Genomic DNA, 21681 nt, shown 5'->3' with positions numbered 1-21681 from the left:
TTAATAAAAAGATGATAAGATAGTGTTTAAATAATTTGATAGTCAAATTATTTTCTTCATTAGAAAGTGAGTTATTATGTCTTATTTTGAAAACTTTCTCAATGCCAACAAAGCCTATGTTGATCTCCACGGGACAGCCCATCTTCCCTTGAAACCAAAGACTAAGGTGGCTATTGTGACTTGTATGGATTCACGCCTTCACGTTGCCCAGGCCTTGGGGTTGGCCCTAGGTGACGCTCATATTTTGCGTAATGCGGGTGGTCGTGTAACGGAAGATATGATTCGTTCTTTGGTCATTTCTCAACAACAGATGGGGACACGAGAAATCGTAGTTCTTCACCATACAGATTGTGGTGCTCAGACCTTTAAGAACGACGAGTTTACCGCCTATCTCAATAAGGAACTTGGTGTTGATGTTTCTGATCAAGATTTTCTTCCATTCACAGATGTAGAAGAGAGTGTTCGTGAAGATATGGCTATTCTTCGTCAGTCACCGCTTATCCCTGAGGATGTTATCATCTCCGGTGCGGTTTATGATGTAGATACTGGTCGAATGACTCAAGTTTATCCCTAATACCGAAAAGTTTAGCAGGCATGATTGCCTGCTTTTTTCATGGTTTGACATAAAAAAACTCAGCATAAAATATAAATGCTGAGTTAATCTAGTTTTTAAGAAACGATAAAAATGAGAATCACAGTCCCTAAATAGAAAAGACTGGTGATAAAAAAGCTGATACGCCAGAATAACTTAAGAAAACGTTTAAACTTGAAAGATTGTGTTTTTCTTAGCATCTGAATTGTGATAATGATAGCCACCAAGGATAATAAGATAGTGATGTAAGGCAAAAAGCTATGGGTGAAGAAACGGGCTGACACAGCAACCACCTCAATAAAATAAAGAGGGAAGGTAAGGTCAGCAAAATTAAGCCCGAGGTATTTTAAACTGAAGAAGCGGTGGATAATAAAAGCAAAGATAGGTGTTAAAATCAAAAATGCTATAGCAAAGAATTTATATAGAATCATAAGTCTATTTTACCTCGAAAAGTCCTTTATGTAAATTTTTTCCTAAACTTAATAAGAAATTCTTGCATCTAAAAAGAATTTCTGTATAATAGATAAGGTATGTAAAAACATACTTGTGGGAGGTAACAAAACTTACTTACCGCCAAAACCACAATAGGAGGAAATTACAAAATGGCTAAAAAAGTCGAAAACATCGTAAAACTTCAGATTCCTGCTGGTAAAGCGACTCCAGCTCCACCAGTTGGACCAGCTCTTGGTCAAGCCGGAATCAACATCATGGGATTCACTAAAGAGTTTAACGCTCGTACAGCTGACCAAGCTGGTATGATTATCCCAGTTGTTATCTCTGTGTATGAAGATAAATCATTTGATTTCATCACTAAAACACCACCAGCTGCTGTTCTTTTGAAAAAAGCTGCAGGTGTTGAAAAAGGTTCAGGTACTCCAAACTCAGTTAAAGTTGCTTCAGTAACTCGTGCACAAGTACAAGAAATTGCTGAAACTAAAATGCCTGACTTGAACGCTGCAAACATCGAATCAGCTATGCGTATGATCGAAGGTACTGCACGTTCAATGGGATTCACTGTTACTGACTAATTCAGTTAACAAGAAAACCACAGACGTCGTCTCACTTCGCTGAGTGACGTGGAAGATGAAAGTCGTTATGACCACATTACACAAGGAGAAATAATTAACATGGCTAAAAAAAGCAAACAAATGCGTGCTGCTCTTGAGAAAATCGACAGCACAAAAGCTTACAGCGTAGAAGAAGCTGTAGCTCTTGCACAAGAAACTAACTTCGCAAAATTCGATGCTACTGTTGAAGTATCATACAACCTTAACATCGACGTTAAGAAAGCTGACCAACAAATCCGTGGAGCAATGGTATTGCCAAACGGTACTGGTAAAACTCAACGCGTTCTTGTATTTGCTCGTGGTGCTAAAGCTGAAGAAGCTAAAGCAGCAGGTGCTGACTTCGTTGGTGAAGACGAACTCGTTGCTAAAATCAACGGTGGATGGCTTGACTTTGACGTTGTTGTTGCAACACCAGATATGATGGCAATCGTTGGTCGTCTTGGACGTGTCCTTGGACCACGTAACTTGATGCCAAACCCTAAAACTGGTACAGTAACTATGGACGTTGCTAAAGCAGTTGAAGAGTCTAAAGGTGGTAAAATCACTTACCGTGCTGATAAAGCAGGTAACGTACAAGCTATCATCGGTAAAGTTTCATTCGAAACTGAAAAATTGGTTGAAAACTTCAAAGCATTTAACGATGCAATCCAAAAAGCTAAACCAGCTACAGCGAAAGGTACTTACATCACAAACCTTTCAATCACTACTACACAAGGTGCTGGTATCAAAGTTGATCCTAACTCATTGTAAGAGTAGTAAAAAACCTATCTTCGGATAGGTTTTTTTTCTTACTCTAGGCACGAAATTTGAGTAGAAAATAAAAAATATTCAGAAAGTAGTGCTGCTTTTTCGAATTTATGGTATAATTTAAACGTATACACATAATTATTGATTTTGAACTTTTTACGTTGCGAATTAAGGAGGCAATGAATGAAAAAGAGTAAGGTATTTTTACTAGCAGCCGTAGGCCTATTATCTGTAGGTGTTTTAACGGCTTGCTCATCATCAAGTAAGACATCTGGTAAGACTTATAATTATGTTTACGGTGGCGATCCTGCAACCCTAGACTATGTTTCTACAAATAAGAAAAACATGACGACAGCCGTTAGTAACGGTGTTGATGGTCTGTTTGAAAATGACCAATATGGGAATCTAAAACCTTCTGTCGCTGAAAACTGGTCTGTTTCTCAAGATGGTTTGACATATACTTACAAGATTCGTAAGGGTGTCAAATGGTACACTTCAGACGGCGAAGAGTATGCCAATGTAACAGCTAAAGACTTTGTAACAGGTCTTAAGCATGCTGCTGATACTAATTCTGAAGCGATTTATTTGCTACAAAACTCTGTTAAGGGCTTGAATGATTACCTGTCAGGTGCCAACAAGGACTTCTCAAATGTAGGTATCAAAGCAGTTGATGATTACACTTTGCAATATACGCTTAGTCAACCAGAACCTTACTGGAATTCAAAATTGACCTACTCAGTTACTTGGCCTGTTAATGAAGATTTCTTGAAATCTAAAGGTAAAGACTTTGGTAAGTCAACAGACCCAACATCTATTCTTTATAACGGTCCATATCTTCTTAAATCTTTGACAACGAAGTCATCTATTGAGTTCACCAAGAATGAAAACTATTGGGATAAGGATAATGTCTATTTTGATACAGTCAAATTGACTTACGATGATGGTACAGACCAAGAATCCTTGGAACGTAACTTCACTGATGGAGTCTATAACTTAGCTCGTCTATACCCAACTAGCTCAAACTATTCTAAAGTTGAAAAACAGTACAAAGACAATATTTTCTATACACAACCTGGAGCAGCTGTAGAAGGTGTCGGTATTAATATCGATCGTCAAACTTATGACCATACATCTAAAGAAAATGATCAGCAAAAGACATCAACTAAGACAGCTCTTCTTAACAAAGATTTCCGTCAAGCATTAGGTTTTGCTATTGACCGTACGAATTATGCTGCACAACTTAACGGTAAAGAGGGTGGTAGTACTGCCGTTCGTAATATCTATGTTAAACCAGACTTTGTTCAAGCAGATGGTAAGGACTTCGGAACAATGGTAATGGATCAACTTCCAGCTTATGGTGATGAGTGGTCTGGTGTGAATCTTGCAGATAGTCAAGATGGTCTTTATAATCCAGAAAAAGCTAAGGCTGAATTTGCTAAAGCCAAAGAAGCTCTTCAAGCAGAAGGGGTTCAGTTCCCAATCCATTTGGATGTTCCTGTCAATCAGTCAAATAAAATCTTTGTGAACCAAGTGCAGTCACTTAAACAATCTATTGAATCAGCTCTTGGAAAAGATAATGTTGTACTTGATCTTCACCAATTGTCAACTGATGATTTCTATAACATTACCTACTCTGCTTCAAATGCAGCGGCAGAGGATTGGGATTTGTCAGTAGGTGTGGCTTGGGAGCCTGATTACCTTGATCCATCAACTTATCTTGATGTTTTGAAGACTACAAATAGTGAAAATACTAAATCTTTCATGGGTTATGACGATCCAAATAGTCAAGCGGTTCAAAAAGTAGGTCTTAAAGAATATGACCAATTGGTTGATGATGCTTCTAAGGAAACAACAGACTTGACGGCTCGTTATGAAAAATATGCAAAAGCTCAGGCATGGTTGACGGATAGTGCACTTTATATCCCAACGACTACTTATAACGGTGCAGCCGCTGTAGTTTCTCGTATTAAGCCATTCTCAGGAGCTTATGCTCAAGCTGGTGATAAAGGTTCTACATACTACTTCAAGTATCTTAAATCTCAAGATGATATTGTGACTAAGAAACAATACGATTCAGCTTATAAAGATTGGCTTAAAGAAAGAGCGAAATCTAATGATAAAGCTCAAAAAGATCTTGCCAAACACGTTAAGTAATCTATCGAAAACGTCTACCTTTAGGTAGTCGTTTTTTTAACAAAATTTCTCGAACCACCCCTAGATTGTGATATAATAAGAAAGATTGGTACTCGCTTCTAGATTTTTATTTGGAAAGTTTGGGGGATAGAGTTGCCTACTGGTACTTATCATCTTAAGTTAGTCCTAAGAAAGGGACTTTAGGCTCAATAGGTATCCAAAGACTGAAGAATGAAACATAAAAAGGAGATTTATCTTGGCTAAAGATATCCGCGTTCGTTACGCACCAAGTCCAACAGGGCTTCTACACATTGGTAATGCTCGTACAGCATTGTTTAACTACCTTTATGCACGTCATCATGGCGGTACATTTATTATCCGTATTGAAGATACTGACCGTAAACGTCACGTTGAAGATGGTGAGCGTTCACAGCTTGATAACTTGCGTTGGTTGGGAATTGACTGGGATGAAAGTCCTGAAACACATGAAAACTATCGTCAATCAGAACGTTTACCGCTTTACCAAAAATATATTGATCAACTTTTGGCAGAAGGTAAAGCCTATAAGTCATATGTAACTGAAGAAGAGTTGGCTGCAGAGCGCGAACGTCAAGAAGCAGCTGGTGAAACTCCTCGTTACATTAACGAGTTCCTTGGCATGACTGAAGAAGAAAAAGCTGCCTACATCGCAGAACGTGAAGCGGCAGGTATTGTACCTACAGTTCGTTTGGCGGTTAATGAGTCAGGGATTTATAAATGGCATGATATCGTTAAGGGAGATATCGAATTTGAAGGTGGTAATATCGGTGGTGATTGGGTTATCCAGAAGAAAGATGGATACCCAACTTACAACTTTGCGGTAGTTGTTGATGACCATGATATGCAAATTTCACACGTTATCCGTGGAGATGACCATATTGCCAATACACCAAAACAACTCATGGTTTATGAAGCTCTTGGTTGGGAAGCACCTGAGTTTGGACACATGACCCTTATCATCAATTCTGAAACTGGTAAGAAGTTGTCTAAACGTGACACTAACACCCTTCAATTTATCGAAGATTACCGTAAAAAAGGTTACCTTCCAGAAGCAGTCTTTAATTTCATTGCTCTTCTTGGTTGGAATCCTGGCGGTGAAGACGAAATCTTTTCTCGTGAAGAACTCATTAAACTTTTTGATGAAAACCGTCTAAGCAAGTCACCAGCGGCCTTTGACCAGAAGAAATTGGACTGGATGAGTAACGACTACATTAAGAATGCAGATTTCGATAAGGTCTTTGCTCTTTGCAAACCTTTCTTGGAAGAAGCTGGTCGTTTGACAGATAAAGCTGAAAAATTAGTGGAACTCTACAAACCACAAATGACAGCAGCAGAAGAAATTGTCCCTCTTACAGATCTCTTCTTTGAAGATTTCCCAGAATTGACAGAGGCTGAAAAAGAGGTTATGGCTGGTGAAACAGTACCAACAGTACTTAAAGCCTTTAAAGCCAAACTCGAAGCTATGTCTGATGATGAGTTTGTTGTTGAAAACATTTTCCCACAAATTAAGGCTGTTCAAAAAGAAACAGGAATCAAAGGGAAAAATCTCTTCATGCCAATCCGTATTGCTGTTTCAGGAGAAATGCACGGTCCAGAATTGCCAGATACTATTTTCTTGCTCGGACGTGAAAAATCAATCAAACATATTGATCAAGTTCTTGCAACATTATAAAAACAAACCCAACAATTGTTGGGTTTTCGAATGCACATAAACAATGTATCAGCAATTAATGGGGTATTACTAAGAGTGTATTTGTAATATAATGATGATATTTCGTAATCATATCATCATTTTCAAAACTTTAAATTAGTTTTATAATAGATTGGTAATAAAAAGTAGGGAGGAGTGAGCATTATGAGAAGATTTGGTTGGTATTTCTACTACGTCATTGGCATGTACCCATAAAAAGAGGTAATGAGTCAGTTAAAGAGCTTAGAAAAACTAAGCTCTTTTTTATGTTTATGAAAAGTAAGGGATATGGGAAATGGTCTGACGCTCATATTAATAATTGATAGTTCTTAACCGAGAAAAAATAAATTTATATTTTTAGCTTTTTCTAATAGGAGTGACGCTAAATTATATATTTATGTTACAATAAAGTAGGTTGATTTTTGAAAGGAAAGGGGGGAGTCTAGAGATGATCGTTTTGTTTACGGTTCTACGTCTATTGGCTATTTTAATTGTTAGTCACGATATGTCAGGTTTGCTCAAAACTTGGAAGAGTAAATGCTGGTTTATCGCAGGGAGTCTCTTGCTCTCTCTATTTGTCGGAGGTATTACAGGGTCGCTCTTAGCACTTTTGTTCTGCTATCTTTTCTTAAATAAAATATCGAGTAGTGAAAAGAATTCTTTTCTTTTCACCTTTTTGCCGTGGGTTTTTGTTGAAGTCACCTCGAAACTGCTTCAACTTTACTTTTTCCCATGGATTTTTCAAATTAATTATTTACAGGTCAAGGACACCCCAGTACTTATTGCTTTGTCTTATCTCTTGATTTATCCAATTTTTCATCTGATTGTCAAAGTATTCTTTATTGACTTTGGTGCTCTCAATGTTATGGGAAATAACCATACTTACCAAGTTAGGCAACGCTTATTGGTTGGGGTTACTCTGGCTTATATTGTTTTATCTTTAATTATTTTCTATGCCAGTAACATCTTTCCTTACACAGGCCTCTTTATTTATTTAGCAGGCAGTATTACGATTGTTTACTCCATTCTCTTTATTTTGCTCTTTGCTCAGCTTAATATCTATTCTAAGAGAAGAGTGAAAAACCAGTTGGCCGAAGAAATGGCTAGACATGAGGAAAGTTTAGAGGAATATAGCCACCGTTTAGAAAATCTCTATAATGATATTTCTCAGGTGAAGAAGGATTATCTTGAAGGACTTAAAACAATGGAGGTTAGTATCCAACGTCGAGACTTACCTGCTTTGAAACAAGAGTATGCAGAGCTTTTAGAGAAATCTGGAAATAGCTTAACTTTGTCAAATTATGAATTGTCACGTTTGATCAACTTAGAAATCACGTCTCTCAAGAGTCTCTTTTCTGCTAAAGTGCTTGAGGCAGAGAACTTAGGAATTAAGGTCAATTTGGAGTTACCAGATGTTATATCGTCAACTCAGATAGAGGCCTTAGATTTGGTTGTGATTTCTTCTGTCTTCTTAAACAATGCTATTGAGTCGGCGGTGGATTCTGAAGATCCTACTTTAACCATATCCTTCTTTAAAAATCAAGGTTATCTTATCTTGGTTATTGATAATACAACCAGAGAAGAACGTATTCCTGTGTCAAGGATTTTTGATGAAGGGGTTTCTAGTAAAGGTGAAGGTCGAGGACTTGGTTTGTCCAAGGTCGCAGATATACTTAATCGCTATCCAAAAGTAAATCTTGAGACTCGTAGTTGTGACCATCATTTTACTCAGGTCCTCTCTTTTCAGGATAATTGATAAATCAAAGATAATATTTGTGGAGGATAAGGGAAAATAGAAAGGGGAAAAGCAAATGCAACTTGCGATTGATGGCCTTATTGCTTTGGTTGTTGTCGTTTCACATCTTGTGATTTTAGCTAGAATGGCTTATCTAGATGTTTTTACTTACCGTTATATTCCTTATGTAATCGTAGTAACTGCCGTTAAGTGGTTAGCCAAGGTTCTATGGCAAATTGATATTCCAGATGCAATCTATCTCCTAGTCTTTATTTTTCTTGAAAAACCTCAGGCTTTACGAGAAGAAAAGTATTTTTATGCTTTCTTTGCCCCTGTCTTTTGGACCTTGATTACAAGTTTCTTTAGTTTTTATCTTTTCCGAGTTTTCTTTAATAAGCCGGTCGAGTTGGTTCCAAACCATTTAGGAATCTTGGCTGTTGATAGTGTTGTTCTTCCTTTCTTTCTAGGCTTGCAAAAAATGTTCGGTTTAGATAGCTTTTTTAAGGAACCATATCAGGACTTGCAGGATAAATATAAGAGCATGCTTTTGCAAGTTGATCATATTTTAATTATCAGTTATCTGCTTATCCTCTTTAAACAGGAGATATTCTCCTTGCTCCTGAGTCAGACCTACCTCCCGGGTTACCCTCAAATTTATATTTGGGTTGGTTTTCTTATACACATGTATATTCTTGTTCGTTTTGTTTCCTACGGTAAAGATGTTCGTGATAGTAAAATTCTTAGAGAACAAGAGGAGCATTTGAGGAGTCTGGAAGCTTATAATGAAAAAATCGAAACTGCCTATAAGAGTGTACGCTCATTTAAACATGATTATGAAAATATACTCATTAGTATGCAGACAAGTATTGATAGTGGGGATTTTGACCTTATTGAACAAACCTATCAGGATATTTTGAAAAAGGCGGGTCAAGAACTCATTGAAGAAGATGACGAAAATGTCTCTTGAGTATAAACAGGAAATATTATCATGAACTTACAACTTTGGACCATGGTATCTCTTGAAAATAGTATTATTCAGATTATTAGTTTTCATATTACCTGGTTTATTTATAAAAAACTAACAAGGAGCACACTAGCTTACTGGAAAGTATTTTGTTTAAGTCTCTTAGGTATAGTGGTATCACTTGGTAAAGGTGATGGCTTCTATTATCAAGTTGTTATCTTTTTAGCTTTGGCCCTAAAGGAACGTCGGGAACATCGTTTGACGCTCTGGGCAAGCCTCTTTTTTGGAGCTTTCTCGGTTATTTTTACAGATTTATTTGCGACTTTTACACCATATTATGTATTTAATAATTTGTTTACAAATATGACTTTGAGTGAGATTCAAGAAAACTTCTTCCTCAAATTGTTATCTTTTGTACTGATTTACCCATTCTTTCTCTATGTCAATTATCTTTCAAGTTCAGATGTTGATAAGGTCAAGGAATTGATTTATTCACGTGGTCGCGAACGTCTGTTGATAGCCGTTGATCTGACCTTTGCACTCTACATTACTTGTAGTACTATTTTGGTATCAACAGGTAGTGATGTGGGAGAGCCAATTTTTATTGCAATGGCAGTTTATCTCCTAATGGTAACAACCTTGAACCGATATTCTCATAAATTTGTCAGAGAACGTAGTAAGGAAGCTGTGGAGACCTATGTCTATAACTTGGAGGTCTATAATAAACATATTGAGGATCTTTTTACAAAAGTAAAGCCTATTGAAAAAGATTTTGAGAGTCTTTTGGTAGCTCTTGAGACTCCATTGGCTAAAAATCAATTATCAGAGGTTTTATCCGTTTATCATGAGCATTTGAATCATCTTAAACTTGATAATTTGGACTTAAATGATAAGTTGGCTCCTCTGTTCGAGATTCCTTATCCGGTATTAAGAAGTTGGATTGTAAACCAAATCATTCCTTTGGAACAAAAGGGTATCACCGTTAGGTTGGATGTCAACGTTGATGCTTATCCTAACAATTTAAATATTGCAGTTCTTATTAGAGTTTTGGAACGTTGCGTGAACTTAGCTGAAAAACTTTGGGCCAAGGAGCCGGAGACAGATATTGGTTTCCTTATTCAACAGAATGAGGATGGCAATCTCAGCTTTATTCTTGAGAATACCAACCAGGAAGCTGATCCGAAACTAGACGATAGTCTGACTATTAGTCGTGATTTTGCCCAGTTTTGCTGGTCAAACGGTATCGGTTTAACAAATAAAAAAGAATTATTTAAAACCTATCAAATTGTTACGGTAGGACTATAATCGTAGAAAGGAGGATAACTATGCTAGGTAACATCTTATTTCAAATTTTGATGTTTGTCATCATTTGGGATATCTACTTACGTATTGGTGGGCAAAACACTAATCTTAAAAATCGTATGCTTTATTTGTTATTTGATGTTGCTCTATGCATTTGGGGACAACTCATTGGACGCTATATAGGCATAGTACCTCCCTTAGTAGCCATTGTAACATTGACATTTAGTTATCAACTGAATAAAAGTGTCACTTCTGTAGAGCGCTTTTTTCTAGGTTTTTACCCGGTGGTACTCGTCGATTTGGCAAGACGTTTTTTGGCTACCTTCTTCTTCCCACCGATACTTGGCATAACTGCTGCTACTTTAAACAACAATATTTGGTGGTCTATGGTACCACTTTCCTTTGTCATGTTGACGGTCAGAATAGTAGATTTTATTTTACGTCTAGATTTTACAGATATCTTGAAAGTTGCTGCCCAACAAGAAAAAAAGAACCGTCTGGGTTTGGTCAACATGCTTCTTTTGCTTTATTATTTAGTTATCTTTTTGGTGTCGACATTTGATACTTATTTTCCAGAGTTACATCTTGAGAGTAGGTTTCGTGTACCATTGGTAATGGGATATCTCTACTTACTCCTCTTTGTACTAGGAGCTGTGAACCAGTTTGCTAAGGAAAAAATAGAGCAGGATTTGGCCATGAAGCAAGCCAACTATCTTGATGATTTGAAGCGCGAGAATACTAGGGTGGAAGGTTTGTATAGAGACTTGATGCATGTTCGCTCTAACTATAATTTTCTGCTTAATAATTTGAGAGATATCGAAAGAACAGGAGATATTCGTTCTTACAAAAAAGATTTAGTTGATCTTTATGTCAATCGAGATCAGCACAGCTTTTCGACTCAGGTCACAGATTTGGATAATATCCAAAACCCAAGTATTCATAGTCTACTTTCATCAAAATATCATGAAGCTCAGATGTATCGACTCAATATTCATGCAGAGATTCCAGATCCAGTGACTCATAACTATCTAACTGATTTAGATTTAGCTGTGGTTTTGGGTCATCTCATGGATAATGCTATTGATGGTGCTCGTAAAGCCAGTGAGGGTTTCATTAGTCTGGCCTATTTTGATGAAGAAGATTGCCAGAGTTTTATTATTGAAAGTACAATTGCAGATGAGCAAGTTCCACTTTCAATGATGAGTACCCAGACTCCTCATCCTGGGGGTGGTATAGGTGTTAATGCTGTTCAAGATATCTTGGAACGTTATCCGAATACGTCCTTCTCTGTCCGTAGTCAGAATCATAAAATGATGCAAATACTAGAAATGAGGCCCTAATATGAATATTTACATTTTAGAAGATGACTTAATGCAGCAAACACGTATTAGTGACATCATCAGAGAATTGGTTTCAGAGGGCACGTTTTCCGTACGAAAACTTGAAGTTTTTTCTAAACCCCACAAACTATTGTCCGGTATCAACGAGAAGGGTAACCATCAGGTTTTCCTTTTAGATATTGATATTGATGGTGAGCGAAAGAAGGGGCTAGAAGTCGCCTCAGAAATTCGCCAACAAGATGCTAATGCGGTTATTATTTTTGTGACAACTCACTCAGAGTTTGCACCGATTAGTTTTAAATACAAGGTTTCTGCGTTAGATTTTATTGATAAGACAGTTTCTAATGCAGAGTTCAAACAACAACTAAAACAAACATTGACTTTTGTAAATCAAAAAGTTGGAGATGTGGATGATGATGAGATATTTGTGTTTGAAACAGCACAGTCTCGAATCCAAGTCCCTATGAGAGATATTTATTATTTTGCGACTGCTGTGACACCTCATAAGGTGATGCTGATTACCAAAACAGAGCGTTTGGAGTTTTATGCCAATCTTGGAGATATTACTTCGGTGAATAAAAAACTCTTTTCTTGTCATCGTTCGTTTTTAGTTAATTTGGATAATATTTCTCGTATTGATAAGAGTCAGTTGATGATTTACTTTGAGAATGGCGATTCTTGTCCAGTTTCACGTTTGAAAATGAAGGCCTTGCTTAAAAAATGGTCAGATGTAAAAGAACATTAGTCATCGACTAATGTTCTTTTTAGTCTAAAAAAGCATGTGTTTATTTTATAGGTGATTGATTATCTTATAGGTGAGCAAATTCTGTAAAAACACAAAATAGATGTCCTTTAGTGATGGAATTTAGAGATTTATAAAAAAATAACTAAAAAAAATGCAGTTCAGGATGAAAAAACGACATTCTATGAAATCGTGTAGACAATTAAATTGAAAAAAGTTATTATGTAATCAAGATATGTGATTCGGAAATGAGACATCGTCAATCTTATTGAAATCTACATACACTTTATGAAAATAAATAATGTACTTTTATATAACTTTTTCCTAATCCCCATTTTTTATTGGCCGCTCGTCCAATTACATATCTTTTTTATAGAAATTAATAGGCTTGAGAAATCAAGCCTTTTTTGTTTTTAAGGGGATTAGTGCAGATTAGGATAAAAAAATACATTCTGTGAGTGAAATTCGACATTTTAGGAAATGAAGATATACATTTGGGGATTGCATGCTATAATGTAATCAAGGTTAGAGAGCAAGAAGAATGTATGGTTTAAGTTAGTCCCTTAAACATAATAATTTCCCTCATTCATTCTATCTAAAATTGCTGTTGTGTTCTCTACCGATGATGCTGTTGTTCAAAAGGTCTGTACTTTGTACAGGCCTTTTGGCATTTTAGAAGATAAATAGTTAAAGATGCTTTTGAATCTATTTGTATAGTTTCAAAAGTGTTTTTTATTTTTCATCACCTTTTGCATAAAAATGAATAAAAATTAAGAATTAGGCACTTTTTAGGTCAAAATAGTAAATAAAAACAAATAAAAACGAAATAAATATAAAAAAATAACAAAAAAGTGTTGACAAGTGAATAAATATGCAATATAATAAATCTCGTAAGGTTGATAGAGATAGCAACCGTAAGAAAATATAAGAAAAGAGAAAATATTATGTCAAAAGAGAAAGTTATTCTTGCCTATTCGGGAGGTCTTGATACCTCAGTCGCTATTACATGGCTTAAAAAAGATTACGATGTTATCGCTGTTTGTATGGATGTCGGTGAGGGTAAAGATCTTGAGTTCATCCATGACAAAGCTTTGACAGTTGGAGCTATCGAGTCATACGTGCTTGATGTCAAAGATGAGTTTGCTGAAGACTATGTGCTTCCAGCACTTCAGGCTCACGCTTACTATGAACAAAAATATCCTTTGGTTTCAGCGCTTAGCCGTCCAATTATTGCTAAAAAATTAGTTGAGATTGCTCATGAAACAGGAGCAACAACTATCGCTCACGGTTGTACTGGTAAAGGTAATGACCAAGTTCGTTTCGAAGTTGCCATTGCTGCCCTAGATCCAAGTCTTAAAGTAGTAGCGCCAGTGCGTGAATGGAAATGGTCTCGTGAGGAAGAAATTGAGTATGCTAAGGCTAATGGTGTTCCAGTTCCAGCAGACCTTGATAATCCTTACTCAGTCGATCAAAACCTTTGGGGACGTGCTAACGAGTGTGGTGTTCTTGAAAATCCTTGGAATCAAGCTCCAGAAGAAGCTTTTGGAATTACTAATTCACCAGAGTCTGCACCAGATGAAGCTGAATATGTCGATGTAACCTTCAAAGAAGGGAAACCAGTTGCCCTTAACGGTAAAGAAATGAAATTGGCTGACCTTATCCAAGAAATGAATGTTATTGCTGGCAAACATGGTGTTGGACGTATCGACCACGTTGAGAATCGTCTTGTGGGTATCAAGTCACGTGAAATTTATGAATGCCCAGGAGCTATTGCGCTTTTGACAGCTCATAAAGAAATTGAGGACCTAACTTTGGTACGTGAAGTTTCTCATTTCAAACCAATTCTTGAAAATGAATTGTCAAACCTTATCTACAATGCTTTGTGGTTTAGCCCGGCAACACAAGCTATCATTGCTTATATTAAGGAAACACAAAAAGTTGTTAATGGTATCGCTAAAGTCAAACTTTATAAAGGGCATGCTCAGGTTGTAGCACGTCAATCAGCTAATTCATTGTATGATGAAAACTTGGCTACTTACACATCAGCGGACAGCTTTGATCAGGATGCTGCGATTGGATTTATCAAGCTTTGGGGGCTTCCAACACAGGTAAATTCTCAAGTTAACCATCCATTTGACAATTAATGACAGATTTCATAAGAAAAGTAGGATATTAGAAGAAAAATGCTTCTTATCAGATAAAAGTGGACAGGGAGTCACATCTGATACTCTTTTCTTATAACTTATATTATTATCGTTAAGGCGTTCTGAGAGGCGTCACGAGCCTAAATAAACTACGACTGAGATCGGGATTTAGGAAAACAAGTGTCCAGAGAGACAAATTAAGCTAGACAAATACTATCTAGCTTTTTTCATTTAAGTTATTGTGACCCAAGAGGTCGTTGCTTGTTATAAGTATTAAGAAAGGATGGAAGATTATCTCAGTGTAGGGAAATCTTCAAAATAAAACTATGGCAGAAAATCATAAACTATGGGGCGGTCGGTTCGAAGCTAGTCTTGAAAAATGGGTAGAAGAATTTGGTGCTTCAATCTCCTTTGACCAAAAGATGGCAGAGTTTGACCTTAAAGGGTCTATTGCCCATGTCACTATGCTTGGTGAGACAGGAATTATTACCAAAGAGGAAGCTTTACAAATTAAACAGGGATTGGAAGAGCTGCTTGAGGAATATAAGGCTGGTAAACTAGAATTTGATGTTTCTAATGAAGATATTCATATGAATATGGAAAGTCTTTTAACAGCTAAAATTGGACCAGTAGCAGGAAAACTTCATACAGCACGTTCACGTAACGACCAAGTGGCAACGGATATGCACTTGTATCTAAAAGCCAAACTCGTGGAAGTTATTGAGAAACTTGATAACTTACGTGGTACTTTAGTCAACCTAGCAGACAAACATACCTACACAATTATGCCAGGCTACACCCACTTGCAGCATGCACAACCGATCTCTTTTGGTCACCACCTGATGGCTTATTACAACATGTTCACACGTGATGCTGAACGTTTTGAATTTAATATCAAGCATACGGATATCTCTCCACTCGGAGCTGCTGCCCTAGCAGGAACAACTTTCCCGATTGATCGTAATATGACATCTGATTTAATGGGCTTTGCAAAACCATATAGCAATTCCTTGGATGCTGTTTCCGATCGTGACTTTATTCTCGAATTCTTGTCAAACTCAAGTATTCTAATGATGCATATGACACGTATTTGTGAAGAAATCATTAACTGGTGTTCTAACGAGTTTAAGTTTGTAACTCTATCTGATACTTTTTCAACAGGCTCTTCCATTATGCCTCAAAAGAAAAACCCAGATATGGCAGAACTAATTCGTGGGAAATCAGGTCGTGTCTATGGCAATTTGATTGGATTATTGACGGTGATGAAGTCATTACCTTTGGCCTACAATAAAGATCTCCAAGAAGATAAAGAGGGTATGTTTGATACGGTAGAGACGATTACTGTCGCTATTGATATTCTTGCAGGCATGCTCAATACAATGACTGTTAACGATAAACATATGGCAGAGTCAACAGAGAAAGATTTTTCAAATGCTACAGAGTTGGCTGATTATCTTGCATCTAAAGGCCTTCCATTCCGTGAAGCACATGAGATTGTTGGAAAGCTCGTTCTTGAGTGTACCAAAGCTGGTTATTACCTTCAGGATGTTCCTCTCGAACGTTATCAAGAAGTTTCAGATTTAATTGAAGAGGACATCTATGAGACACTCAAATCTCATACAGCTGTTGAACGTCGTCATTCCCTTGGTGGAACTGGTTTTGACCAGGTTAAATGGCAAATCAAAGAAGCTCAAAAAGCTCTAAAAAAATAAGTCTCTAAGGCCCTAACCATAAGGTTTTGGGCTTTTTTGCTATTTATGATATAATAGTACTAATTTTGAGTTTGGAGTCGCATTTTGAAAAAATCTTATCGCGTTAAGAAAGAGAAAGACTTTAAAGCATTATTTGATGCAGGACACAGTGTTGCTAATCGAAAATTTGTTGTCTACTGTCTGGATCGTAATCTACCTCATTTTAGAGTGGGTTTGTCAGTCAGTAAGCGTCTTGGTAATGCGGTTACTCGGAATCGGGTAAAACGTCGTCTACGACATGCACTGATGGACATGTCATCTCAGTTAGAACATCAAGATTTTGTCGTTATTGCTCGTAAAGGTGTCGAAGACTTAAGTTATCAAGACATTTATAGCAATCTCGTTCATGTCTTAAAAATAGCAAAGTTATATAAGGACTAAAAAATTATTTTGCTTCTTTACATTGTAGGATAAACTAAGATCACTCCTGATTTTTGAGATACTCTTAATGAATGGAAGCGAAGCAGTTCTTTATCGTATTAAAAAGGAGTTTTTAGTGAAGAAAAAACTTAATATATCTATTTTAGGTGCAGGTGCTCTCTTGCTTTTGTCCGCATGTGGACGAAGTGATGTTACAAGTCACTCTACAGGCCTTTGGGAACGTCTTATTTTAATATTTGGGAAGGCTATTCAGGGGCTTTCATTTGGTGGTTCTATTGGATTAGGTATTATTATTTTCACAATTTTAATTCGTGCGGTAATGATTCCTCTTTATAATCGCCAAATTAAGTCAAGCCGTGAACTACAAGAGTTGCAGCCAGAGTTACGTCGCTTGCAGAGTGAGTATCCTGGACGCGAGAATCGTGAAGCTCTTGCTTATGCACAACAAGATCTTTATAAAAAGCATGGTGTAAATCCTTACGCAAGCTTCGTTCCTCTCTTGATCCAATTTCCTATTTTGATGGCTCTTTATGGAGCACTCACACGAGTACCAGAATTGCGAGAAGGAACATTCCTCTGGGTTGACCTAGGTCAGAAAGACCCTTACTTTATTCTTCCGATTTTGGCGGCTGCTTTCACCTTCCTTTCAACTTGGTTGACCAATAAGGCAGCTAAAGATCGTAGTGCAATGCTTCTTGTTATGAATATCATGCTTCCAATCTTTATTTTCTGGTTTGGAACTCAGATTTCTTCAGGGGTAGCACTTTATTGGGCGGTTTCAAACGCCTTCCAAGTTATTCAGATTTTGGTTTTTAATAATCCGTTTAAAATCATCGAAGAACGTAATCGTTTGGAAGCGGAAGAAAAAGAACGTAAAGCTAAGATTCGTCGTGCCAAGAAAAAGGCGCATAAACGTAAATAAGGAGGCTTATTATGGTTGTCTATTCTGGACGAACAGTCGAACAAGCTATCGAAAAAGGTTTGAAAGATCTTAATTTACCCCGTATGAGGGCTCATATTAAGGTGATTTCTCGTGAGAAAAAAGGTTTTTTAGGGTTCGGAAAGAAGCCAGCTCGAGTTAGCGTTGAACCAATAAATGAAAAGATAGCTCATGAAGCAGATCAAAACACCGTTAAAGTGGCTCCTGATGCTATAAAACAATTCGACGATTCTGTCGCAAGTCCAAAAGACGAAACGATTGCTTTCAATAAAGTGACAAAACTCGTTACGGTTTCAGATAATAAGGAAATTGCACAAGAAAACTTAAAGCAACCAGTGTCTACAGAGCCCCTTGGTGAAGAGCTGCTAGATAAGAAACAGGAGCAACCAAAGGCAACAATTATTCCTCTATCTGTTAAACGTGAGTCATCAGAAGAGGATGCTACAGAATTTATGGCAAGTTCGCTTGAACCTCAACTAGAATCAATCGCTAAAGTTCAGACTTTGGAAACTCCAGCAGGAGATTTCAGTGATTTTGTGGCATCTGAGTTTAGTTCGGATGATTCTTCTGAAAATAATTTAGAAGATATTCAAGCAGCTGCAGATGATGTTTTATCATATCTCGAAAAAATTATCTATGAAATGGATGTTGATGCTAGCCTAGAGGTTAGTCACAATCGTCGCAATATTATCATTCAGATTGAAACAGATCAGCCTGGTCGTGTTATCGGTTATCATGGCAAGGTTCTCAAGTCTTTACAACTTTTAGCGCAAAATTATTTGCACGATCGTCATTCTAAACGCTTTAGTGTTGTTCTTAATGTTCGTGATTATTTGGAGCAGCGCACAGAGACTTTGATTGATTTAGCAGAAAAAACAGCAGCTAAAGTAAAAGAAACAGGCCGAGAGTATGTTATGGATCCAATGACGAATAGCGAACGAAAAATTATCCATAAGGCACTTTCTCAAATTGAAGGGGTTGAAAGTCACTCGGAAGGGGACGATCCTAATCGTTACGTTGTTGTGACAAAAGTATAATTAGAATAGCGTTATTGCTTACAGAAACTAGTCTTATTTGAAGGCTAGTTTTTTTGACAATCAAAAGTAAACGGTGTATACTTTTAGTTAAAAGTAGCCGCTGTCTACTGATATGGAATAGGAGTCAAAATGAAACGTAATACTGCTGAATTGAAGGAAAAGTTAATCGCAACTGGAATCGAGGAGATAAGAGTAAGAGGTATCGATCAACTATCTATCCGAACGGTAGCTCAAAGATGCGGGGTCACCCATGGAGCACCCTATAAGCACTTTGAAAATAAGGATGTATATCTTCAAGTAGTTTTGGAGCGTTTATCTGAAATTTTTTTGAAGTATCTGACACAAGGGGTAGACTCTTCGCTTGATGTAAGAGGTCAATTAGTATTAATGGGCCGTAATTTTGTGGAATTTGCTCAAAAAGAAACAAATAGCTTTGAGGCTTTGTTTATTAAGTTTCCTTTCAATTATATGGAACTAACCCAGGACAGCATCTCTGTTAATGCCCATTTACCAGGGTTTGAGCACTTTAAGAGTGTGGTTCTGAAGCTGAAAAGTAAAATGAATATTTCGGGTAGTGAGGTAGAAATATTAGTTCATATCTGGAGTTTTATTACTGGATTAGCTGTTTTGGTAAGGAGTCCTATTGGTGATAATTTCGATAGTAACACTATTGAAGAGACTGTTAGTACTATGTTAGATATCTACGTTAAAGGAGCGAAACAATGAAAACCTTAATTATCTACGCACATCCAAGCGACAAGAGCTACAATGCCTCTATACTAGAGACAGTCAAGGAGAATTTATCGTCTAAACATGAGTTAAAGGTTCTAGATTTGTATAAAGAGCGGTTCGATCCTGTTTTACACTTTGATACAACGCATAGGAGAAGAGACCTAGCGCACGATGTAGCTATGAAAGACTACCGAGATTTAATAATTTGGGCAGATCAGTTGATTTTTATTTTTCCAACTTGGTGGAGTGGAATGCCGGCTATCTTGAAAGGATTTATTGAACGCGTTTTTGTTGCTGGTTTTGCCTATGAAAATACACCCCGTGGATTGGATGGTAAACTGACTGGGAGAGCTTGGATTATAACAACCCATAATACACCGAAAATTATTCTACCTTTAGTTCAAGATTATAGCAAAGTCCTAAAATTTCAAGTCCTAAAACCTTGTGGTATTAAATCGGTCAAAGTTACCCAGATTTCACCCGTTGAGTATATGAGTGATTATAAGCGAAAAGAGATGCTCAAGAAAATAGCTAAAATAGCAAGAAGGTTATGAGCAAGCAATGATATAGGGATAGCATTGTAGTCTACAATTATTACTAGCCTTCGGGCTTCAAAGATATAATGAAATTAATATCTAAGTAATTCTTGACAAGATTAAGCTATTGCTATAAAATGGTATGGTATGTTTAGTAACTGATCAAAAATAGCCGGCTAAACGAATACGAAAATCTATCAGGAGGTATTCAACGTGAAACGTACTTATCAACCAAGTAAAATCCGTCGTCAACGTAAACACGGGTTCCGTCACCGTATGTCAACTAAAAACGGACGTCGTGTTCTTGCAGCTCGTCGTCGTAAAGGACGTAAAGTTCTTTCAGCTTAAGACATTATTGAAAGCAACAGTGCTCGAGACTGTTGCTTTTTTGTTTGCTATGAATGTTAGTGTTGGTGTTTGATGCTATTCATCGAGAGTTTGAAAATATAAAGCTGACAATTCTTGTAATTTTTGATAAACTAAAGCGGTTGTGGATAATGACCACTGACTAAAAAATACTTAGGACTGTTTTTCCTAATGTTAGGAGTATAAATGACTGATTTTCCTATTAAATATCGTCTTATAAAGAAAGAAAAACACACAGGAGCACGTCTGGGGGAAATTATCACGCCTCATGGAACTTTTCCAACACCGATGTTTATGCCTGTAGGTACCCAAGCTACAGTGAAAACGCAATCTCCTGAAGAATTAAAACAGATGGGTTCAGGAATTATTTTGGCCAATACCTATCATTTATGGCTAAGACCTGGTGATGAGCTCGTTGCTAAAGCTGGAGGACTCCATAAATTCATGAATTGGGACCAAGCGATTCTTACAGATAGCGGTGGTTTCCAAGTTTATTCATTGGCAGAAAAACGCAATATTTCTGAAGAAGGTGTAACATTTAAAAATCACCTTAATGGAAGTAAGATGTTTTTATCTCCTGAAAAAGCGATCTCGATTCAGAACAATCTCGGTTCAGATATTATGATGAGCTTTGACGAATGTCCTCAATTTTACCAACCATACGATTATGTAAAAAACTCTATTGAACGGACAAGTCGTTGGGCAGAACGAGGGCTAAAAGCACACCGTCGCCCACATGATCAAGGCCTATTTGGAATTGTGCAGGGAGCAGGTTTTGAAGATCTTCGCAGACAGTCTGCACAGGATTTGGTTTCTATGGATTTTCCAGGTTATTCAATTGGAGGTCTTGCAGTAGGAGAAACTCATGAAGAGATGAATGCAGTTCTAGACTTTACTGTACCTTTACTTCCTGAGAATAAACCACGTTATCTCATGGGAGTAGGAGCACCAGATAGTTTGATTGACGGTGTTATTCGTGGCGTTGATATGTATGATTGTGTTCTCCCAACACGAATTGCTCGTAATGGAACTTGTATGACGAGTCAAGGGCGTCTCGTGGTAAAAAATGCGAAGTATGCAGAAGATTTTAGTCCTATAGATCCTGAGTGTGATTGTTATACATGTAAGAATTACACACGTGCTTATGTGAGACATTTGTTGAAAGCAGATGAAACGTTTGGAATTCGCCTGACAAGTTACCATAATCTCTACTTCTTGGTAAATTTAATGGCCAAGGTACGACAAGCTATTATAGATGACAATTTACTTGAGTTTCGCCAAGATTTCATCGAAAAATATGGTTATAATGCAAGTAAAAGAAATTTTTAAATAATTTATTTAGCAGTACATGATTATACTGCTTTATTTTTTTCAAAACCCTATTGACAATAACTAAATTGGGTGTTAAGATATAAAAGTTGTCTTAACAGACTTGCCACAAAC

At 37.0% G+C, this 21681-nt stretch carries 20 protein-coding genes; 19 read left to right on the top strand and 1 reads right to left on the bottom strand.

The genetic code is table 11. From position 1 onward, the window contains the following. Window positions 1-76: 76 nt before the first annotated feature. Window positions 77-574 (top strand): beta-class carbonic anhydrase, encoded by a 498-nt coding sequence (locus tag HMPREF2867_RS06860; protein WP_038676829.1) that lies wholly within the window; start codon window positions 77-79, stop codon window positions 572-574. A 95-nt stretch (window positions 575-669) separates the two neighbouring features. Here HMPREF2867_RS06860 and HMPREF2867_RS06855 read toward each other — a convergent pair whose 3' ends face one another. After that, window positions 670-1023 carry a DUF3397 domain-containing protein gene (locus tag HMPREF2867_RS06855; RefSeq protein ID WP_038676827.1) on the bottom strand — a complete coding sequence of 118 codons (354 nt, stop codon included), beginning with the start codon at window positions 1021-1023 and terminating at the stop codon, window positions 670-672. A 171-nt stretch (window positions 1024-1194) separates the two neighbouring features. Between HMPREF2867_RS06855 and rplK the strand changes: the two genes are divergently transcribed. The 18 genes from rplK (at window position 1195) to tgt (ending at window position 21567) form a co-directional block, all read left to right on the top strand. Next, window positions 1195-1620 (top strand): 50S ribosomal protein L11, encoded by a 426-nt coding sequence (gene rplK, locus HMPREF2867_RS06850; protein WP_002885648.1) that lies wholly within the window; start codon window positions 1195-1197, stop codon window positions 1618-1620. 99 nt (window positions 1621-1719) lie between these two features. After that, on the top strand, window positions 1720-2409 hold the full coding sequence (gene rplA, locus HMPREF2867_RS06845) for a 50S ribosomal protein L1 (RefSeq protein ID WP_002885800.1): 690 nt from the start codon (window positions 1720-1722) through the stop codon (window positions 2407-2409). Between the two features lie 180 nt (window positions 2410-2589). Beyond that, on the top strand, window positions 2590-4560 hold the full coding sequence (locus tag HMPREF2867_RS06840) for a peptide ABC transporter substrate-binding protein (protein ID WP_037611118.1): 1971 nt from the start codon (window positions 2590-2592) through the stop codon (window positions 4558-4560). Between the two features lie 235 nt (window positions 4561-4795). Beyond that, window positions 4796-6250: a glutamate--tRNA ligase gene (gltX, locus tag HMPREF2867_RS06835; RefSeq protein WP_037611119.1), complete on the top strand. Its 1455-nt coding sequence runs from the start codon at window positions 4796-4798 to the stop codon at window positions 6248-6250. Between the two features lie 466 nt (window positions 6251-6716). Beyond that, window positions 6717-8024, top strand: coding sequence for a GHKL domain-containing protein (locus tag HMPREF2867_RS06830; protein ID WP_037598506.1), 1308 nt, complete (start codon window positions 6717-6719; stop codon window positions 8022-8024). 55 nt (window positions 8025-8079) lie between these two features. Next, window positions 8080-8970 (top strand): hypothetical protein, encoded by an 891-nt coding sequence (locus tag HMPREF2867_RS06825; protein WP_002891966.1) that lies wholly within the window; start codon window positions 8080-8082, stop codon window positions 8968-8970. Between the two features lie 21 nt (window positions 8971-8991). Beyond that, window positions 8992-10272, top strand: coding sequence for a hypothetical protein (locus HMPREF2867_RS06820; protein ID WP_070576658.1), 1281 nt, complete (start codon window positions 8992-8994; stop codon window positions 10270-10272). Window positions 10273-10292: 20 nt separating this feature from the next. Continuing rightward, window positions 10293-11609, top strand: coding sequence for a GHKL domain-containing protein (locus HMPREF2867_RS06815; RefSeq protein WP_037600062.1), 1317 nt, complete (start codon window positions 10293-10295; stop codon window positions 11607-11609). Window position 11610: 1 nt separating this feature from the next. Beyond that, window positions 11611-12354, top strand: coding sequence for a response regulator transcription factor (locus tag HMPREF2867_RS06810; RefSeq protein ID WP_037600060.1), 744 nt, complete (start codon window positions 11611-11613; stop codon window positions 12352-12354). Between the two features lie 941 nt (window positions 12355-13295). Next, complete coding sequence (locus HMPREF2867_RS06805) at window positions 13296-14495, top strand: argininosuccinate synthase (RefSeq protein WP_037598503.1); 1200 nt, start codon at window positions 13296-13298, stop codon at window positions 14493-14495. A gap of 326 nt (window positions 14496-14821) precedes the next feature. Further along, window positions 14822-16207 (top strand): argininosuccinate lyase, encoded by a 1386-nt coding sequence (gene argH / locus HMPREF2867_RS06800; protein ID WP_037601513.1) that lies wholly within the window; start codon window positions 14822-14824, stop codon window positions 16205-16207. An 84-nt stretch (window positions 16208-16291) separates the two neighbouring features. Continuing rightward, a complete protein-coding gene (gene rnpA, locus HMPREF2867_RS06795) occupies window positions 16292-16627 on the top strand; it encodes a ribonuclease P protein component (RefSeq protein WP_037600055.1) in 336 nt (111 codons plus the stop codon). Between the two features lie 115 nt (window positions 16628-16742). Then, window positions 16743-17549, top strand: coding sequence for a membrane protein insertase YidC (locus HMPREF2867_RS06790; protein ID WP_070576655.1), 807 nt, complete (start codon window positions 16743-16745; stop codon window positions 17547-17549). Window positions 17550-17560: 11 nt separating this feature from the next. Further along, the gene (jag, locus tag HMPREF2867_RS06785) at window positions 17561-18604 is read left to right on the top strand and encodes an RNA-binding cell elongation regulator Jag/EloR (protein ID WP_070576653.1); all 1044 of its coding nucleotides are present in this window, start codon (window positions 17561-17563) and stop codon (window positions 18602-18604) included. A 129-nt stretch (window positions 18605-18733) separates the two neighbouring features. Further along, entirely contained in the window at window positions 18734-19330 is a 597-nt protein-coding gene (locus HMPREF2867_RS06780; protein WP_070576650.1) for a TetR/AcrR family transcriptional regulator, read from the top strand. Then, window positions 19327-19890: an NAD(P)H-dependent oxidoreductase gene (locus HMPREF2867_RS06775; protein ID WP_070576647.1), complete on the top strand. Its 564-nt coding sequence runs from the start codon at window positions 19327-19329 to the stop codon at window positions 19888-19890. Before HMPREF2867_RS06780 ends, HMPREF2867_RS06775 begins: the two co-directional genes overlap by 4 nt. Window positions 19891-20085: 195 nt before the next feature. Next, complete coding sequence (gene rpmH / locus HMPREF2867_RS06770) at window positions 20086-20220, top strand: 50S ribosomal protein L34 (RefSeq protein ID WP_002885866.1); 135 nt, start codon at window positions 20086-20088, stop codon at window positions 20218-20220. A gap of 204 nt (window positions 20221-20424) precedes the next feature. Next, window positions 20425-21567 carry a tRNA guanosine(34) transglycosylase Tgt gene (gene tgt / locus HMPREF2867_RS06765; protein ID WP_070576644.1) on the top strand — a complete coding sequence of 381 codons (1143 nt, stop codon included), beginning with the start codon at window positions 20425-20427 and terminating at the stop codon, window positions 21565-21567. Window positions 21568-21681 lie beyond the last annotated feature (114 nt).

The organism is Streptococcus sp. HMSC064H09 (genome assembly GCF_001812625.1).
In the GTDB taxonomy this organism is placed as follows: domain Bacteria; phylum Bacillota; class Bacilli; order Lactobacillales; family Streptococcaceae; genus Streptococcus.
This window is presented reverse-complemented; position numbering and strand designations above follow the sequence as displayed.

Excerpts from the sequence above, each read along its gene's own strand:
- HMPREF2867_RS06815 (WP_037600062.1), top strand. The coding sequence starts at position 10,293 with ATGCTAGGTAACATCTTATTTCAAATTTTGATGTTTGTCATCATTTGG.
- argH (WP_037601513.1), top strand. The coding sequence starts at position 14,822 with ATGGCAGAAAATCATAAACTATGGGGCGGTCGGTTCGAAGCTAGTCTT.
- HMPREF2867_RS06840 (WP_037611118.1), top strand. The coding sequence starts at position 2,590 with ATGAAAAAGAGTAAGGTATTTTTACTAGCAGCCGTAGGCCTATTATCT.
- HMPREF2867_RS06820 (WP_070576658.1), top strand. The coding sequence starts at position 8,992 with ATGAACTTACAACTTTGGACCATGGTATCTCTTGAAAATAGTATTATT.
- HMPREF2867_RS06805 (WP_037598503.1), top strand. The coding sequence starts at position 13,296 with ATGTCAAAAGAGAAAGTTATTCTTGCCTATTCGGGAGGTCTTGATACC.
- jag (WP_070576653.1), top strand. The coding sequence starts at position 17,561 with ATGGTTGTCTATTCTGGACGAACAGTCGAACAAGCTATCGAAAAAGGT.
- HMPREF2867_RS06830 (WP_037598506.1), top strand. The coding sequence starts at position 6,717 with ATGATCGTTTTGTTTACGGTTCTACGTCTATTGGCTATTTTAATTGTT.
- rplA (WP_002885800.1), top strand. The coding sequence starts at position 1,720 with ATGGCTAAAAAAAGCAAACAAATGCGTGCTGCTCTTGAGAAAATCGAC.
- tgt (WP_070576644.1), top strand. The coding sequence starts at position 20,425 with ATGACTGATTTTCCTATTAAATATCGTCTTATAAAGAAAGAAAAACAC.
- HMPREF2867_RS06855 (WP_038676827.1), bottom strand. The coding sequence starts at position 1,023 with ATGATTCTATATAAATTCTTTGCTATAGCATTTTTGATTTTAACACCT.
- HMPREF2867_RS06860 (WP_038676829.1), top strand. The coding sequence starts at position 77 with ATGTCTTATTTTGAAAACTTTCTCAATGCCAACAAAGCCTATGTTGAT.
- HMPREF2867_RS06810 (WP_037600060.1), top strand. The coding sequence starts at position 11,611 with ATGAATATTTACATTTTAGAAGATGACTTAATGCAGCAAACACGTATT.
- rplK (WP_002885648.1), top strand. The coding sequence starts at position 1,195 with ATGGCTAAAAAAGTCGAAAACATCGTAAAACTTCAGATTCCTGCTGGT.
- HMPREF2867_RS06780 (WP_070576650.1), top strand. The coding sequence starts at position 18,734 with ATGAAACGTAATACTGCTGAATTGAAGGAAAAGTTAATCGCAACTGGA.
- HMPREF2867_RS06775 (WP_070576647.1), top strand. The coding sequence starts at position 19,327 with ATGAAAACCTTAATTATCTACGCACATCCAAGCGACAAGAGCTACAAT.
- HMPREF2867_RS06825 (WP_002891966.1), top strand. The coding sequence starts at position 8,080 with ATGCAACTTGCGATTGATGGCCTTATTGCTTTGGTTGTTGTCGTTTCA.